Genomic DNA, 15,822 nt, shown 5'->3' with positions numbered 1-15,822 from the left:
GAGTACTAGATCATGCGACCACAGGCTTTATCGTATGGGCAAGCGGATTGCGGCGCGGCGATCGTCAACGTCCGGCGCCGCCGTCTTTCCGGCTTCGGGCTGGCGTTTCTCGCAGCTGCAGCATTTCTGGAAATACTGGGCGGATCGCATGCGCTTGCGGATGACTATATTCTCGGCCCCCAGGACAAGCTCAGGATCAGGGTATTCGAATGGCGGCCCATGGCCGGCACGACGGTCGAGTGGGCGCCGCTGACCGGGGAGTTCGTGATCTCGACGGCGGGCAACCTGTCCCTTCCCATCATCGGAACCGTGCCGGCCGCGGGACTGACCCTCGAGCAGGTATCCGATTCCATCGGCGAACGCCTGAAGACGCAGGTCGGCATGCAGAAGCGCCCGAACGCCTCGGTGGAAGTCTCGGAATACCGGCCGTTCTTCCTGACCGGGCTGGTGACCAGGCCGGGAAAATATAGCTACAGCCCCGGCCTCACGGTGGTTCAAGCGCTCAGCATGGCCGGCGGCATCTTCGGGCTCATAGACCCGAGCCTCGTCAACTTGCAGCGGGACGCCCTGGTTGCCCGCGGCGACCTTCGGATGCTCGAGGTCGAGCGCCTCGGGCTTCTTGCCCGGCAGGCGCGTCTCGACGCCATCACGGAGGGCCAGCCCGCAATCACCTTTCCGTCGGACCTGGCTCTCGGCGCCGACGACGAGATCATCGGGCGCATGATGCGCGAGGAACAGGACCTGTTCGACACGCGGCAGCGATCCATGAACACCGAAATCGATGCCCTCAACCAGACCAAGCTTCTTGCTACGAACCAGATAGAGGCGCTGAATTCCAAAGCCGTTTCGCTGGCCAAGCAGATCGAACTCGCCAACAAGGATGTGGGCACGGTCAACAAGCTGATCGCGCAAGGGCTGACCGTGTCCTCCCGCGAGCTCGGCGCCAACCAGAACCTGGCGCAGCTCGAAAGCCAGAATCTGGACGTCGCGCTCGCCAACCTCAAGGCGAGACAGGATATCGCCAAGGCGGAAGGCGACATCGCCGACGTTCGCAACCGCTATCGCGTGCAGGCATTGACCGAGGCGGCGGAAGTGCGCGAACGCCTTGCCTCCAATCGCGAAAAGACCGCGACGACGCGGGCTCTGCTTGAAAATATCGAGGCCCGCGCGCCGGCGGCGGCGGCGAGCCTGGCATCCGCGGACGGTCAGCGCATTCTCCGGACGACGATCGATCGCATCGTCGACGGCAACTTGCGCACGATCACCGTCAGCGACAATGATCTCGTCGCTCCCGGCGACGTCATCCGCGTGGAAGACCAGAAGGCGGCAACGCCCATCCGGACAACGGATAGCGGTATCAAACCGAGCCTCTCACCCTGAATGACGGCGACAATCAACCCGCCTGACCGACCCCGTCGCTCAACCCTTCGGAGAGCTCGGATCGCCCGTCGGCGGGCCCCGGCGACAGGTCGCGCGAGCTGAGTTCACACGGACTTCTCCTCAGGGTGGTAAAGCCTCGACCCCATCCAATTACCATGACGGGATAAACCCGGCGACAACTGCGAATTACAGTGCTCGGCACCATTTCAAGCTTGTTCTGCGGGCTGAGATCACTGATAATACTTTTCAGTATCAGTCTTGATTCCGGATCGGATGCTCGGAGCTGAACGTTTGATGGCATGGGGCCTCTTTCTTTCATTTGCGGTCGGTGTTTTATGCGCCCTCAGAGTGCCTATCCTGCATTTCACCATTATCGTCGTGCTGATCATCGCGGGCTATGTGGTGACGAATATCGGTTCGGGACATTCGGCGGCGGAGCTTGCCATCTGGTCCGCGATTTTGGCCGTCGTTCTTGAAGCCGGTTACCTTTTCCCGCATCTGCTGTTCTATCTCGTCTATGTAAAGTTGCTCGGACGCGATCGCAGCAGGGCGCCTGCGCAGACGAAATCGGGATTGTTCGCCTATGGTCCATTCCATGGTCTCGGGGACAGGGCGCCCCAGGCCGAACCGGAAAGCCGCAAGGCGGAAAAAGCTCAGCCGCGCATCCAGGATTGAAACCGCTATCCCGCTCACAGACATTGCCGATGCCGGCATCGCTTGGTCAAACGCGGCACCAAATTGCTTGCGGTGATTGAACCTTTCCCAGCAAGACACCGCCTTTCGAGCCCTTGCGGCTCGTCTCTCCCTTCACCAAATATTGTTGCATACCGATCCGCCCGGCGTCGGAGCGAATGTGAAGTTATCGCATCGCTGATCTTGTCATCTCGGCACGAAACCGGGAAATAGAGGATAGAAAATTCGAGCCATATCAAAATGAAATCCTTGATATTATATTGGTATTTATGGTATAAACCAATATAACTTCTTATCGTCATGCGAGTATCTCAATATTCGCACCGGGTATTCTGCATTTTCGAGGCAGTGATTTTTGACCGTAACTATGAAGATGCTACCGCTCCTCGCGCAAGCGGGGGAGGATGGAGCAGATTGGATGCTGTCATGAATGGTATGGTAACTGCAAGAAATCCGGGCAATGCGACAACCAGCGAGCTGGGCCGCCATCCCGTGGATATTTATGTCGGGCGCCAAATTCGCTTTGCGCGCAAGAGGCGAGGAATGTCTCAGGAATCGCTGGCGAAATGTCTCGGCCTGACCTTTCAACAGATCCAGAAATACGAATTCGGCACCAACCGGGTCAGCGCCTCCAGACTGTTCGAAATTGCCAGGGCGCTGCACCGGCCCGTTTCCTATTTTTTTGAAGGCCTGGTCGACGTGGACGAAAGAGAGCCGACCGATACGGAAAAGGAAATCCTCACCGTGATCCTCGGCACCGCCGAGGGCCGGCGCCTGGCAAAAGCCTTCCTGGCGTCCATGCCACATGTGCGCAAAGCGATCATAGGGCTTCTGGAAGCCGTGGTGCAGCCGAAAGAGACGACGCCGGAAACCAGGCAGACGCCCGGCCTTTGAACGATCCCTCCCATGAGGACAAGCAACCGGTCTCCCGGCCGATTGGCCATGCAAGCGCGTGCACAAAATTCCACAATTCATAATGTTTGGAAATATCCGAGCCCCATTGCCGCCGGTGTCGGATTGTAGCCGATGGAAGCATCGGCCTGCATCTCGCCGCGCCGATCACGGGGATTCGTCACTTGGCCCACTTGCCGCAATTCGCAGGCTCAAAATGGCTCTCCTAAGCTGCCTGATCCTGCTTGCCGCCATTGTCTACGCTCTCAACCTCATCGTCGGACCGCACCTGCCCGAAGAAGACGATGACGGCTGGGGCTTGTGAATTGAATTGACGCACTGGACAAAGCCGGTGCGCAGCGACTATATCGGCGCCTCTTTCACTCGCAAACCAATCTTCAAAGACGGGGCTCGCCCCCGGCAATCCCAAAAATCGGCCTAATTTTGGCGCCGGACGAAAGCGATGCGAAGCCGGCAACGGCGGGTTCCGCATTTGCGTTTTCTTAACCTGGCTGCCTTAGCAGGCCACACCCCGGCGCTCGCGCCGCAATGCCCGCAAGGAATTTATGAATGGCTCCCAACAATCAATTTTCTTCCCCCGAGATATTCCAACGCAAGATCTCGGATTTCTGCACGGTGAGGCTCGAGTCCTTGCTGCAGCAGCGGACCTTCGAAAATGTTCGGGCCTATATGATCGGTCTTGTGCAGTTCCGGTCGCATCCGCCGGCACGAGCCGGCAAGATCGATTGGCAGGCAATCGCCCTTGCCTGCGATATGGAAGCCGAACTCACTACCGAGGTGAAGCGCGCGGTTCAGCCGGGTTTCGACGCCATCGCCCGCTGGTTGGGCGCGAACAGGGCGAACAAGATGGCGCCGGTCGCAACCAATGCCCTTCCCCGCCGCGCGCCGAGCAAGCGGCTCGAAAAGACCGTCAAGAGCGGCAAGCCGCTCGTGCCGGTCTCTCCTCTCAGAAAACCGGCCTCCGCCCTTCCCGACAGGCGCTCGATCCCGCTGGTGGCGGCGCGAACCAGCGGCCGCTGACACCGCCGGGACTTTCCGGCATCGATCCGGTGACGGGATATCGCGGGCAAAACGGCGATATCCACTTTACGCAACCCTCAATCCCGCTCCCACTCTATCTCTTGCCCTTCCATCCGGCTAACCTCCGATAACGGGAGGGCAAAGAATAAAGGGAACGGACAAAATGGATCATATCTGCAATCTTCTTTGGCTCGCCTTCAGTGTCGCGCTCGTTCTGGCGGCGCTGAACAGGAGGCTGGCCAATGATTATGTCGTCATGTGGTTCTGCCTCGTCATCGCCGCCGTGGCGGTTCTGGGTTGGGCCGGACTATTTCCGACCGGCATAACGGCTGCCAGTGCTGGATAAATGAATAAGGACGGCCGGCATCGCTTTCGGCTATCCTCCCGTCGAAAAGCGCGTGAAAAACAATATCGTGCCCAATGCGGACGAACGCGGCATGCCGAAGCCATCGGCGACTTGGCATCATGAGAGGAAACAGCAATGGAAACCGTCGCAATCGACAACCGCAATGATTTCACCCTTTGGGCGATCGAGAGAGCGAAGGAGATTGTCAGCCAGCAGGGAACGGCCTTGGCGCTGGCCGTTCGGGATGGCAATGAGGAGGATATCCGGACCGGCGGCAACGAGCTGGGCTCGGCGATCACGACGGCGCTGCTCGAAGTCTACGACGGGCTTGTCACCGAGGGATAATGCGATCGCGGATCGCATGGGAGAATTTCCGATGTCAGACAAACAGATCACCACACGCATCGTCCTTGCTTCCCGGCCCGAGGGACGGCCGAAGCCTGACAATTTCAGGCTGGAGACGGTCCGCTTGCCCGAACCTTCCAAAGGCGAGGTTCTGCTCGACATCCTCTATCTGTCGCTCGATCCCTATATGCGCGGGCGCATGGATGACGCAAAATCCTATGCCAAGCCGGTCGCGATCGGCGCCGTGATGGAGGGCGGCACGGTGGCCCGCGTCGTGGAAAGTGCCGATCCCGCCTTCAAGCCTGGCGACATCGTCCTTTCCCATTCGGGATGGCAGAGCCGGGCGATCGCCAAGGCAAGCGAAATACGCAAGCTCGACGCCAAGGCCTATCCGGTGTCGACGGCGCTCGGCGTTCTCGGCATGCCGGGCTTCACCGCCTATGCCGGCCTGCGCAACATCGGCAAGCCGAAGCCCGGCGAAACAGTCGTCGTCGCGGCGGCAAGCGGGCCTGTCGGCTCCGCCGTCGGCCAGATCGCGCGGATCATGGGGGCGCGGGCGGTCGGCATTGCCGGCGGCCGGGAGAAATGCGACTTCGTTCGCGACGAGCTTGGTTTCGATGCCGTGATCGACCACCGCTCGACGAATTTCGCCGAGGAACTCGCGGCCGCCTGCCCACGGGGGATCGATGTCTATTTCGAGAATGTCGGCGGCCATGTCTGGTCGGCGGTCGCCCCGCTGCTCAACGACTTCGCCCGCGTGCCCGTCTGCGGCCTGATCGCGCATTACAATGCGACGGCGGCGGACCTGCAGGGGCCGGACCGGCTTCCGGCAACGATGCGCGATATCCTGAAGAAAAGCCTGTTGCTGCGCGGCTTCATCCAGCGGGAATTCGCGGATCAACGGCCCGATTTCGAGCGCGAGGCGAGCGCCTGGATCGCCAGCGGCCGGTTGAAATACCGGGAAGACATCGTCGACGGGCTGGAAAACGCGCCGGCCGCCTTCATCGGCCTGCTGGACGGCAAGAATTTCGGAAAACTGGTGATCCGGGTTTCGAACACCTGATCCGCGCAATCGCGACGGCGGCGCCTCAGCGCCGCCCTTTTGTCCGCGTGGCCAGCACATTGCGGATGGAAAAGCTGGAATGGATTCGCAGCACGCCCGGCAGCTTCGACAAAATCTCCTTGTGGATACGCTCGAAATCGCCGGCATTGGCGACTTCGACACGCAGGAGATAGTCCGATCCGCCCGTCATCAGAAAACACTCGCGGATTTCCGGATATTTCCGCACCGCCGCCTCGAAACGATCGAGATGATCCTCGGTCTGCCGCTCCAGCGTGATATTGATGATGACCGCGATCGTGTTCTCGCTGTTCGAGGCATCCACGAGGGCCGTATAGCCTTTGATGACGCCCGTCTGTTCCAGCAATTTGATGCGGCGCAGGCAGGCGGATGGCGACAGGCCAACCTCGGCGGCGAGCTTGGCATTGCTCATGCGCGCATCGACGCGCAGGAGGCGGAGGATATTGCGATCGATCGCGTCGAGGGCGGACATGCAGATTATTCCAAAATTTCGCAGATACCTCTAAAAATCACCTATTCTTAGAATAAGCACTCGCAAATTGACAGGCAATTTCGCAGTTAATGCACTAGGCTTCACCCTGGAAAAATGAGGTCGGGCATGGATAGCGGCGCATTGGAATTTCAGGCGTTTGATGCTGTGAACAATGAGGGCGCCTCCGGCTACCTCACCATCGACCTTGCTGCGATCCGCAAAAATTACGAGGCGCTCTCATCGATGCTTGCCCCCGCGCGCGCCGCCGCGGTGGTCAAGGCCGACGCCTATGGTCTTGGCGCCGAAGACGTATCGCAGGCACTCTACGATCAGGGCTGCCGCCATTTCTTCGTCGCCCAGTTCATGGAGGCGCAGGCGCTTCGCCCGATCCTGCCGCAGGATGCGCAAATCTTCGTGCTGAACGGGCTGCAGCCCGGCACCGAAACCGCCTGCGCCAAGACCGGCATCATTCCTGTTCTCAATTCGCGGACCCAATTACGGCAATGGCATGTGGCCGCAAGCAGCCTCAAGCGCTCCCTGCCCGCCGTCCTGCAATTCGACACCGGCATGTCGCGGCTCGGCGTGCCGCCGCAGGACAGAGTAGCCCTTGCCACCGATCTCAAGGCATTCACGAATGTCGAGATTCTCTTCATCATGAGCCATCTCGCCAGTGCCGACGAGATCGACAATGGCCAGAACGCCGACCAGCTCGCGGAGATGGCCCGGATCACCGAGGAATTCGCCGGCTTCGACATCTCCTTTTCCAATTCGGGCGGCATCTTTCTCGGCGGCGACTATCACGGTGTTCTGGCGCGTCCCGGCATCGCGCTTTATGGCGGCATCCCCTCGGGCCAGGCGTTAAACCCGTTGCGGCCGGTCGTCAGCCTGCATGTTGCCGTCGTGCAGACGAGAACGGTTCCCGCCGGCGCGCGCATCGGCTATGGCGGCACCCATGTCGCGGCCGGCGAGATGCGCCTCGCGACGATCGCGGCGGGCTATGCCGACGGCCTTCCCCGCAGCCTGAGCGATCGCGGCGCCGTCTATCATGACGGCGTGCGCCTGCCGATCGTCGGGCGCGTTTCGATGGACAGCATCACCATCGACGTGACGGCGCTGCCGGAGGGCACGCTGACGCTCGGCAGTCTGGTCGAGGTGCTGGGGCCGCACCAGACGCTGGAAGATATTGCCGAGGCCGCCGGCACGATTTCCTATGAAATTCTCACCCGTCTCGGGCATCGTTATGCCAGGCGATATCGCTGACAGCGCTCTGATAAGATAAATATAGAGGGAAACATGAAAGTCATCGTTCTCGGCGCCGGCATTATCGGCGTCACCTCCGCCTATCAGCTCGCCAAGGCGGGGCATGAGGTCACCGTCATCGACCGTCAGCAGGGGCCGGCGCTGGAGACGAGCTTTGCCAATGCCGGCGAGGTCTCCTTCGGTTACTGCTCTCCCTGGGCCGCCCCCGGTATCCCGATGAAGGCGCTGAAATGGCTGTTCATGCAACATGCGCCCCTGATCCTGCGTCCGAAGATCGATCGCGCCATGCTGTCCTGGCTCGTCAGGATGCTGTCGAACTGCACCTCGGAGCGCTATGCGATCAACAAGAGCCGGATGCTGCGCCTTGCCGATTACAGCCGCATCTCGCTGGCGGACGTCCGGCAGGAGACCGGCATCGCCTATGACGAACGGATGCAGGGCACGCTGCAGCTCTTCCGCACCCAGGCGCAGCTCGACGCCTCCGCCAAGGACGTCAAGGCGCTCGCCGCCGATGGCATTCCCTATGAGGTACTGGACCGCGAGGGCTGCATCCGCGTCGAGCCGGCGCTGCGCCACGTCCGCGACAAGATCGTCGGCGGGCTGCTGACCCCGAAGGACGAGACCGGCGATTGCTTCAAGTTCACCAATGCGCTGGCGGCCAAGGCGCAGGAACTCGGCGTCCGCTTCGCCTACGGCACCCATATCAAGGGGCTTGATGTCGAAGGCGGCAAAGTGCGCGGCATCTTCACCGATCACGATCATATCGGCGCCGATGCCGTCGTCGTCGCGCTCGGCAGCTATTCGCCGCTCCTGCTCAAGCCGTTCGGCATGAACCTGCCGGTCTATCCGGTCAAGGGCTATTCGCTGACCATCCCGATCACCGACGCCGCTCGCGCGCCGGAATCGACCGTCATGGACGAGACCTACAAGATCGCCATCACCCGCCTCGGCGATCGCATTCGCGTCGGCGGCATGGCGGAAATTTCCGGCTATACCAACGACCTCGGCCTCGCCCGGAGGCGCACGCTCGAACACTCCGTCACCGATCTCTTTCCCGGCGGCGACGTCGCCCAGGCATCCTTCTGGTCCGGCCTGCGCCCGATGACGCCGGATGGTACGCCGGTGATCGGCCCGACCAAGATCGGCGGCCTTTTCCTCAACACCGGCCACGGAACGCTCGGCTGGACGATGAGCTGCGGCTCGGCGCGCGTCATCAGCGATCTCGTCAGCGGCCGCAAGCCGGACATAGACGCCACCGATCTCGCTATCGGGCGCTACGCGTAATATTGCGGCGGCGGCCTGTTGCGTCCGGGCATGGCGCTTCAGCGCGAACCGCCGCGAAATGCCGCCGCAGCGTGGCGAGCCGGCAGGCGATCGCCTTCGCCGAAAATCCGGTTGCGCAGCGACCCCTCGCCATAGGCGGTCTTGTAGATGCCGCGATCCTGCAGGGCGGGCACGACGATATCGATGAAATCCTCGTAGCTTTCCGGCACCACGGTGCGGGTCAGGTTGAACCCGTCGATCTCACCTTCGGTGATCCAGCTTTCCAGCTCGTCGGCCACGTCGCCGGCATCGCCGACGATGACGGGATAGCGGCCGCCGACGGCGAGTTCCTTCAGCAATTGCCGCTTCGTCCAGCCGCGCTGCTCGGCAAGCTGCGTTGCCGACTGGATGGCGTTGGAGGTGCCGTAGGAAATCGGATCGTCCAGGCCGTAGCGGGAGAAATCGATGCCGGTGCTGGCTGCGAAATGCGCCAGTCCCGCTTCCGGGCTCGCATGGCGGAGATAATCGTCATACTTCTCCCGCGCCGCCTGCCGCGAGCGATCCGGGATGACCGTGATGCCGACGAAGATCTTGATGTCGTCGGGCCGCCGCCCCGCATCCACCACCGCTTGTCGCAGAATGCGCGATGTCGTCCGCGCGGCATTCTTGTCCGTGGCGGTGATGAAGACGCATTCGGCATGGCGGGCCGCGAACTGCCGGCCGCGGCCGGAGGTGCCCGCCTGATAAAGCACCGGCGTGCGCTGGATCGAAGGCTCGGCAAGATGATAGCCGTCGACCTGATAGAAGGGGCCGCGATGGTGGATCGGCCGGACCTTGGCGGGATCGGCGAACATCCGCGCCCGCTTGTCGGCACGCACGGCATCGTCGTCCCAGCTTGCCTCCCAGAGCTTGTAGAGCACCTCCAGATAGTCGTCGGCCCGGTCATAACGGCTGTCATGAGCCGCCTGCCCGTTCTCGCCGAGCGCGCGTGCGGCGCTGTCGAGATAACCGGTGACGATATTCCAGCCGATGCGGCCGCCGGTCAGATGATCGAGCGTCGACATGCGGCGGGCGAAGAGGTAGGGCGCTTCGGAATTGAGGTTGACGGTAATGCCGAAGCCAAGATGGCGCGTCACCGCCGCCATGCCGGAGACCAGCAGCAGCGGATCGTTGACCGGAAGCTGAATGGATTCGCGCAGCGTCAGGTCGACGGAGTTCTGATAGATATCATAGACGCCGACGATATCGGCGATGAATATCCCGTCGAACAGGCCGCGCTCCAGCGTTTTGGCGAGCGATGTCCAATAGTCCAGCGTCTTGTATTCTGCGGACCGGTCGCGCGGGTGCGTCCAGAGGCCGTGATTGATATGGCCGACGGAGTTCATGTTGAAGGCGTTGAGGAGGATCTGCTTCTTCATGACCTCAATCACCTAGATCGCGCCGTGACGCGGCGGCAGCTTGCCGTTCAGATAGTAATTGCCGACCGCCTGATATTTCCAGCGCACCGGATCGTGCAGCGTGTGGGTACGCACATTGCGCCAGTAGCGATCGAAATTGTCGTCGGCCAGCGTCGAGGAGGTGCCGGACAGCTCGAACAGCTTGTTGGCCGCCAGAAGCCCGGCCTTCGTCGCCAGGATCTTCGCCTCGGCCACGGCGACGGAGGCGCGCGCGACACTCTCCTCGGTCATGTCGGCCTGGGCGGCATCGACCTCGGCCGCAGCGCGGTCGAGCAGCGCCTCGGCGGCGCGCAGCCGCAGCCAGACATTGCCGACCTGATGCAGCGTCAGCGGATCGTCGGCGGCGTTATCGACCTTGGCGTCAAGCCAGGGACGGGCGCGCTCGCGGACGAAGCGCAGCATCTCGCGATAGGCACCGAACCCGATGCCGAGATCGATGGCCGCATGCATGATCTGCGCAAACGGCCCGATGGTCGTCGGCCGCTCGAAGGAGGTCTGGAACGGCACGACCCATTCCGGCTCCACCTTCACCCGCTCGAACAGGACGGTGCCGCTGCCGGTGACGCGCTGCCCGAAACCGTCCCAATCGTCCTGAATGGTAACGCCGGGCGCGCTCCTCGGGACGAAGGCGAGATAGGTGACGGGTCCGGCCTCCTCTTCCGCCACGACGAGGGTCGGAATCCAATGGGCATAGATCGCGCCCGTGCAATAGAACTTCTTGCCATCGACGTACCAACCGCCGGGATCGCGCACCAGCCGTGTTCGGCGCTTGAAATCGCGCTGGCCGATCTCGGCGAGCGCATTGCCGAGCCGCTCGCCGGCCAGCACCCGCCCGTAGAAGAACGCCTTCTGCTCCTCCGATCCGCCGACACGCAGCACTTCCAGCGCGTAATAATGGTTCTGCGGGATCTGTGACAGCGACCCGTCCGCGGCACCGATGGTGACGATGGTCTTTGCGAGCGTCTTCGCCGACACGCCGGCGCCGCCATAATGGCGCGGAATGCTGATGCCCCAGAGGCCGCTGGTGCTGTATTGATCGAGTTCCGTCCAGGGCAGAAGCCGCCCGCTGTCGCGCAATGAGGCGGTCGCCGCGAAATCGTCGGCGAGTTGCTGCGCGACCGCGAGGGCCTGTGCGTCGTCTGCGATGATATCAGCGGAACGGGACGGCGGCGGAGCGGGCAGAACCGGCCCGGATGCATGGATGTCGGTCATGGGTGCGCGCCCTCCTAGTTCCACTGGTGACGGGCCGGAAAGGCACCGTTGAGCTGGTAGTTGCCGAGCAGATGATATTTCCAGCGCACCGGATCGTGCAGCGTATGCACCCGCGCATTGCGCCAGTGGCGGTCGAGATTGTGCGCCGCGCGGGTCGCGGCCGAGCCGGCGAGGTCGAACAGCTTTTCGCTCACCTCGAGCGCGATCTCGGTCGTCAGGATCTTGGCTTCGGCGACCGCCGCCGAGGCTCGTGCACTGGAAGCTTCCGTCACCGGCTCGCGCGCCACCTCGTCGAGAACCCTGCCTGCGGCATAGAGCACCTCCTGCGCGGCATGAAGTTCCGTATAGAGGTGGCCGATCTCATGGATGATGGTCGGATCGTCGCTGGCCGATTGCAGCCCGGAATCCATCCAGGGACGGGCATGATCGCGCACGAAGGCGACGGTGTCCTCGAGCGCGCCTCTGGCGATGCCGGCATCGATCGCCACCTGGATGAGCTGGGAGACGGGACCGGAAATGCCAGGCCGGTCGGCGAGCTGCCAGACCGGGAAGACCTGCTCGCCGCCGATGGCGACATCGGTGAATTCCACCGAGCCGCTCGCAGTCGTGCGCTGCCCGAAGGAGGACCAGTCATCGATGACGTTGACGCCGGCGCCGTCATAGGGCGCCCAGACCTGAACGGCGCGTCCTTCATCATCGACGGCACGGGTCGGAATCCAATGCGCGAAGATCGCTCCCGTCGAATAGAAGCGCCGGCCCGTCAGCCGCAATCCGTCCGGCGTCCGGCGCAGGCGCGTCGTGCTGGCATTGACGGCATTGCGGCCGCGCTCCGGCCCGGCATTGCCGATGCGGTAGCCTCGGAGAACATCGCCGTAGAAGCGGCGTTTCTGCTCTTCCGTGCCGATCTCGCGCAATAGCGCCAGCACGCCGAACTGGTTCTGCGGGATCTGACCCAGCGCCGGATCGGCGGCACAGAGGATTTCGAAGACCTTGGCAAGCGTGACATAGGAGACCTCGGCGCCGCCATAGGCGTTCGGTATGGTGATGCCGCCGAGGCCGCTTTGCGTGTAGAGCTCGATTTCCTCCCAGGGCAGGCGCCGGTCGCGGTCGCGATCCGAAGCACCGGTCCGGAAGGTTTCGGCAAGCGCCTCCGCCGCCTTGATCGCCTGCTCGTCGGTTTCGATGAGACGCGGCGGCCAGGGTGGGGAGGGTCGGCGTGGCTGCGCATCGTCGGCGGCAGTGGTGGTCGAGCCCGTGGGGAAGGCATCAGTCATGGAACAACTCCTGAGGGGATGTCAGCGCGCCCGCAGGCGGCGGACGACATGATCGCCGGCAAACTGCACGAGGCAGACGAGCGCGATGAGGACGACGATGACCATGGCCATGACGGTGGTATCGTAACGTTGGTAGCCGTAGCGGATCGCCATGTCGCCGAGACCGCCGGCACCGATGGCGCCCGCCATGGCGGAAGCGCCGATCATGCTGACGATGGTGATGGTGAAGCCGCCGACGATGCCCGGCAGCGCCTCCGGCAAGAGCACATGACGCACGATATGCCAGCGGCGGCAGCCGATCGCCTGGGCCGCCTCGATCAGCCCACCATCGACCTCGCGCAGGCTCACTTCGGCGATGCGGGCAAAGAAGGGCGTGGCGCTGATCGACAGGGGCACGATCGCTGCCCAGACGCCGATCGTCGTGCCGGTGATGAGCTTTGTCAGCGGCAGCAGCGCCACCAGAAGCACGATGAAGGGCGTGGCGCGAAAGCCGTTGATGAAGGCCGCCAGCACCCGATTCAGGCGCGGAGCATGGATGAGGCCGCCCGGCCCGGACAGCACCAGAAACACCGCCAGCGGAATGCCGACCAGAAGTGCGGCCACGGCTGAGACGCCGACCATGACGATGGTGTCGAGCAAGGCCTGCCAGAGGCGTTCAAACATCGCTGTCGACATAGCCCAATATCCTTGTGTCATGCGCAAGACCGTCGAGTTGAGACGGTTGGTGGATTTCGAACCGACGCGCCGCGATCAGCAGCTGTCCGTGAACATGGCCATCGATCCGGTCGAGCGCGCTTTGCAACAGCCGCATCGGCGCGCCGATGGCGGCGGCAATGGCGGCGATATCCGGCTCCAGCCCGTCCTCGCCGGTGTAGGACAGCGCGATGATCGCATCTTCCTTCCGGGCCGGATCGGACTGCGGCCGCAACCGATGCGCAATATCCTCGGGAAGATCGCGATGCAGCGGCTGCAGCAGCGCGCGGGTCGCGGCATGCTGCGGATTGCCGAAAACACGCCAGACCGGACCGGATTCGACCATGCGTCCCTGTTCCAGGACGACGACGTGATCGCAGATCTCGCGGATGACGCTCATCTCGTGGGTGATCAGCACGATGGTGAGATTGAGGCGTCGGTTGATGTCCTTGAGCAATTGCAGGATGGACAATGTCGTCTCGGGATCGAGCGCCGAGGTCGCTTCGTCGCACAGCAGGATTTCCGGATGGTGGACCAGCGCGCGGGCGATGCCGACCCGCTGCTTCTGGCCGCCGGACAGGCGCGAGGGATAGACATTGCGCTTGTCTTCCAGCCCGACGAGCGCCAGAACCTCGGCGACGCGCTCCTCGATCTGGCGGCGTGGCAGGCCCGCTACGATCAGCGGCAGCGCGACATTGCCCCAGACCGTCTTGGCGGACAGAAGATTGAAATGCTGGAAGATCATGCCGATCCGCCGGCGAAGCGCCACCAGCGCATCCTCGTCATAGCCGCCGATATCCTGACCGTCGATCAGGACGCGGCCGTCGGTGGGCTTCTCCAGCCGGTTGATCGTCCTGATCAGGCTCGACTTGCCGGCGCCGCTGCGCCCGATAATGCCGTAGATCGCGCCGGCCGGTATGTCGAGGTTGATGCCCTGCAGCGCCTGCAGCGATCCGGCAGCCGACGTATAGGTCTTGCCGACCGCCTGGAACGCTAGGGAACCCGGGCGATGCCCGGGCTCGGCGCCCTGCTCCTGCGGGACCGCCGGTCCGCGCTCCGTGCGCGGCGCGGGCCGGGCGATATCGTTGTCGATTACGGCAGCCATGGCAGCGTATAGAGCTTGTTGTCGGAGCCGAAGGCCTTGTGGATCGCGTCGCGAACGGCCGTGGAATTCTGATAGAGGGCGACCAGCTCCTTCAGCGCGGGATTGTCGGCCTTGTCCTTGCGCACGGCAAAGACGATCGCGAACTGCTTGTCGTCGACGCCGGAATAGAGCAGGCCGGAGGACGGGTCGAAGGTCTTCGCGGCGACGATGAAATGCGGATAGCCCTGGGCAAGATCGACGTCGCCGGTCACGCGCGCAAGCTGCGGGCCTTCGATTTCCTTGAAGCTCAGCTTCTTCGGGTTGTCGGTGATGTCATCCAGCGTGCCCTTGAAGCCGACGCCGTCGCGAAGCTTGATCAGGCCGGCCTTCTGCAACAGCAGAAGACCACGGCCCTGATTGACCGGATCGTTGGCGATGGCGACCGTGCCGCCTTCGGGAATGCTGGCGAAATCCTTATGCTTCAGCGAATAGAGGCCGATATTGGCAAGCACGCCCTGGCCGACGCTGGTAAAGTCATAGCCGCGCTCCTTGATCGCATTGTCGAGGAAAGGCTTGTGCTGGAAATAATTGACGTCGATATCGCCTGACTGCAGCGCGACATTCGGCGTCGTCCAGTCGCTGAACTCGACGATCTGGATGTCCAGCCCCTTGGCCTTGGCCTCCGGAACGAGCGCCTCGATGGAATCGGCGTAGACGCCGGGCACGACGCCGACCTTCAGCGTGTCGGCGAAGCTCTGGCCGGCAAGCAGCAGAACGGCGGCCGCAAATAGATTTGCGATGGAATGTTTCATCTATGTCCCCTCGATGGAAATGAGCGAGCACCGCCCAGTCGATGAAAGGATCATAAAGACGATAGTTTTTATGCACAAAACGCGCTGTGCCAGAATCCGGAAATGCCGGGCAAATTTATTCCGAAATATATGACTTCAGCGGAAAGTTTTGCGCCGATGCTTCCAGATACTCCCCACTTCGCGTCCTTCTCCAGCACCGGCTGAAAAATACCTGTCGGCGACAGATCCGATGCGGGATCTTTGGTCCGTGCGTGAAACCTTCTTCCGGTTGTTACGATAAGACGCTATTCTCGCTCAAAAGGTGATGCTGTACTTTCGTCGTTCGCATGAGAGTTGATAAGCCGTCCGAACCTGGCTTGCGCAGCGCGCGGCCTCGGCATCCGTTGGGGATAGCCGATCTGCCGCGAAGCGGATCGCCATCGACCATCCGACGACCGAAACCAGCCTCGAACAGGCATATCGATCACTTGCGCCGAAGACGTGCCGGTGGGGATGCACGTCGATTACTGGAGGAGAAT

Annotated in this window: 16 protein-coding genes; 9 read left to right on the top strand and 7 right to left on the bottom strand. The window is 62.5% G+C overall.

Features of this window, described 5'->3' with window-relative positions; genetic code table 11:
• Positions 1-12: 12 nt before the first annotated feature.
• From FHX11_RS16185 to FHX11_RS16155, 7 genes are all read left to right on the top strand, one after another.
• Positions 13-1,380 carry a polysaccharide biosynthesis/export family protein gene (locus FHX11_RS16185; RefSeq protein ID WP_184358653.1) on the top strand — a complete coding sequence of 456 codons (1,368 nt, stop codon included), beginning with the start codon at positions 13-15 and terminating at the stop codon, positions 1,378-1,380.
• Positions 1,381-1,638: 258 nt separating this feature from the next.
• Entirely contained in the window at positions 1,639-2,055 is a 417-nt protein-coding gene (locus FHX11_RS16180) for a hypothetical protein (RefSeq protein WP_246781028.1), read from the top strand.
• Positions 2,056-2,487: 432 nt separating this feature from the next.
• Positions 2,488-2,967, top strand: a complete 480-nt coding sequence (locus FHX11_RS16175; RefSeq protein WP_246781027.1) for a helix-turn-helix transcriptional regulator — start codon at positions 2,488-2,490, stop codon at positions 2,965-2,967.
• Between the two features lie 567 nt (positions 2,968-3,534).
• A complete protein-coding gene (locus FHX11_RS16170; protein WP_184358652.1) occupies positions 3,535-4,005 on the top strand; it encodes a hypothetical protein in 471 nt (156 codons plus the stop codon).
• 163 nt (positions 4,006-4,168) lie between these two features.
• On the top strand, positions 4,169-4,351 hold the full coding sequence (locus FHX11_RS16165; RefSeq protein ID WP_184358651.1) for a hypothetical protein: 183 nt from the start codon (positions 4,169-4,171) through the stop codon (positions 4,349-4,351).
• A gap of 135 nt (positions 4,352-4,486) precedes the next feature.
• On the top strand, positions 4,487-4,696 hold the full coding sequence (locus FHX11_RS16160) for a hypothetical protein (protein WP_184358650.1): 210 nt from the start codon (positions 4,487-4,489) through the stop codon (positions 4,694-4,696).
• Positions 4,697-4,727: 31 nt separating this feature from the next.
• Positions 4,728-5,759: an NADP-dependent oxidoreductase gene (locus tag FHX11_RS16155; protein WP_184358649.1), complete on the top strand. Its 1,032-nt coding sequence runs from the start codon at positions 4,728-4,730 to the stop codon at positions 5,757-5,759.
• Positions 5,760-5,784: 25 nt separating this feature from the next.
• Here the strand turns inward: FHX11_RS16155 and FHX11_RS16150 are convergent, their stop codons facing one another.
• Positions 5,785-6,249 carry an Lrp/AsnC family transcriptional regulator gene (locus FHX11_RS16150; protein ID WP_184358648.1) on the bottom strand — a complete coding sequence of 155 codons (465 nt, stop codon included), beginning with the start codon at positions 6,247-6,249 and terminating at the stop codon, positions 5,785-5,787.
• 126 nt (positions 6,250-6,375) lie between these two features.
• On the opposite strand from FHX11_RS16150, the gene alr reads away from it, so the two are divergent.
• Positions 6,376-7,509, top strand: coding sequence for an alanine racemase (gene alr, locus FHX11_RS16145; protein WP_184358647.1), 1,134 nt, complete (start codon positions 6,376-6,378; stop codon positions 7,507-7,509).
• Between the two features lie 33 nt (positions 7,510-7,542).
• On the top strand, positions 7,543-8,793 hold the full coding sequence (locus FHX11_RS16140) for a D-amino acid dehydrogenase (protein ID WP_184358646.1): 1,251 nt from the start codon (positions 7,543-7,545) through the stop codon (positions 8,791-8,793).
• 38 nt (positions 8,794-8,831) lie between these two features.
• On the opposite strand, the gene FHX11_RS16135 is transcribed toward FHX11_RS16140, so the two are convergent.
• The 6 genes from FHX11_RS16135 to FHX11_RS16110 are packed head-to-tail and all read right to left on the bottom strand — an operon-like array spanning position 8,832 to position 15,304.
• Positions 8,832-10,190, bottom strand: a complete 1,359-nt coding sequence (locus FHX11_RS16135; protein WP_184358645.1) for an LLM class flavin-dependent oxidoreductase — start codon at positions 10,188-10,190, stop codon at positions 8,832-8,834.
• A gap of 12 nt (positions 10,191-10,202) precedes the next feature.
• On the bottom strand, positions 10,203-11,441 hold the full coding sequence (locus FHX11_RS16130) for an SfnB family sulfur acquisition oxidoreductase (RefSeq protein ID WP_184358644.1): 1,239 nt from the start codon (positions 11,439-11,441) through the stop codon (positions 10,203-10,205).
• Positions 11,442-11,455: 14 nt separating this feature from the next.
• Positions 11,456-12,715 carry an SfnB family sulfur acquisition oxidoreductase gene (locus FHX11_RS16125; protein WP_184358643.1) on the bottom strand — a complete coding sequence of 420 codons (1,260 nt, stop codon included), beginning with the start codon at positions 12,713-12,715 and terminating at the stop codon, positions 11,456-11,458.
• Between the two features lie 21 nt (positions 12,716-12,736).
• A complete protein-coding gene (locus tag FHX11_RS16120; protein ID WP_184358642.1) occupies positions 12,737-13,390 on the bottom strand; it encodes a methionine ABC transporter permease in 654 nt (217 codons plus the stop codon).
• Entirely contained in the window at positions 13,371-14,513 is a 1,143-nt protein-coding gene (locus FHX11_RS16115) for an ATP-binding cassette domain-containing protein (protein ID WP_184358641.1), read from the bottom strand. The genes FHX11_RS16120 and FHX11_RS16115 overlap by 20 nt, the downstream gene beginning before the upstream one ends.
• Positions 14,501-15,304 (bottom strand): MetQ/NlpA family ABC transporter substrate-binding protein, encoded by an 804-nt coding sequence (locus tag FHX11_RS16110; protein WP_184358640.1) that lies wholly within the window; start codon positions 15,302-15,304, stop codon positions 14,501-14,503. The genes FHX11_RS16115 and FHX11_RS16110 overlap by 13 nt, the downstream gene beginning before the upstream one ends.
• Positions 15,305-15,822: the final 518 nt, after the last annotated feature.

This window comes from Rhizobium sp. BK602 (genome assembly GCF_014195095.1).
Taxonomy (GTDB): domain Bacteria; phylum Pseudomonadota; class Alphaproteobacteria; order Rhizobiales; family Rhizobiaceae; genus Rhizobium.
Note: the sequence above shows the minus strand (reverse complement) of the source record. Positions and strands in the feature narration are given on the sequence as shown.

What these genes read in the sequence shown, in the direction of transcription:
- FHX11_RS16185 (WP_184358653.1), top strand. Translation starts at nt 13, where the DNA reads ATGCGACCACAGGCTTTATCGTATGGGCAAGCGGATTGCGGCGCGGCG.
- FHX11_RS16155 (WP_184358649.1), top strand. Translation starts at nt 4,728, where the DNA reads ATGTCAGACAAACAGATCACCACACGCATCGTCCTTGCTTCCCGGCCC.
- FHX11_RS16160 (WP_184358650.1), top strand. Translation starts at nt 4,487, where the DNA reads ATGGAAACCGTCGCAATCGACAACCGCAATGATTTCACCCTTTGGGCG.
- alr (WP_184358647.1), top strand. Translation starts at nt 6,376, where the DNA reads ATGGATAGCGGCGCATTGGAATTTCAGGCGTTTGATGCTGTGAACAAT.
- FHX11_RS16165 (WP_184358651.1), top strand. Translation starts at nt 4,169, where the DNA reads ATGGATCATATCTGCAATCTTCTTTGGCTCGCCTTCAGTGTCGCGCTC.
- FHX11_RS16135 (WP_184358645.1), bottom strand. Translation starts at nt 10,190, where the DNA reads ATGAAGAAGCAGATCCTCCTCAACGCCTTCAACATGAACTCCGTCGGC.
- FHX11_RS16130 (WP_184358644.1), bottom strand. Translation starts at nt 11,441, where the DNA reads ATGACCGACATCCATGCATCCGGGCCGGTTCTGCCCGCTCCGCCGCCG.
- FHX11_RS16110 (WP_184358640.1), bottom strand. Translation starts at nt 15,304, where the DNA reads ATGAAACATTCCATCGCAAATCTATTTGCGGCCGCCGTTCTGCTGCTT.
- FHX11_RS16170 (WP_184358652.1), top strand. Translation starts at nt 3,535, where the DNA reads ATGGCTCCCAACAATCAATTTTCTTCCCCCGAGATATTCCAACGCAAG.
- FHX11_RS16125 (WP_184358643.1), bottom strand. Translation starts at nt 12,715, where the DNA reads ATGACTGATGCCTTCCCCACGGGCTCGACCACCACTGCCGCCGACGAT.
- FHX11_RS16115 (WP_184358641.1), bottom strand. Translation starts at nt 14,513, where the DNA reads ATGGCTGCCGTAATCGACAACGATATCGCCCGGCCCGCGCCGCGCACG.
- FHX11_RS16120 (WP_184358642.1), bottom strand. Translation starts at nt 13,390, where the DNA reads ATGTCGACAGCGATGTTTGAACGCCTCTGGCAGGCCTTGCTCGACACC.
- FHX11_RS16150 (WP_184358648.1), bottom strand. Translation starts at nt 6,249, where the DNA reads ATGTCCGCCCTCGACGCGATCGATCGCAATATCCTCCGCCTCCTGCGC.
- FHX11_RS16140 (WP_184358646.1), top strand. Translation starts at nt 7,543, where the DNA reads ATGAAAGTCATCGTTCTCGGCGCCGGCATTATCGGCGTCACCTCCGCC.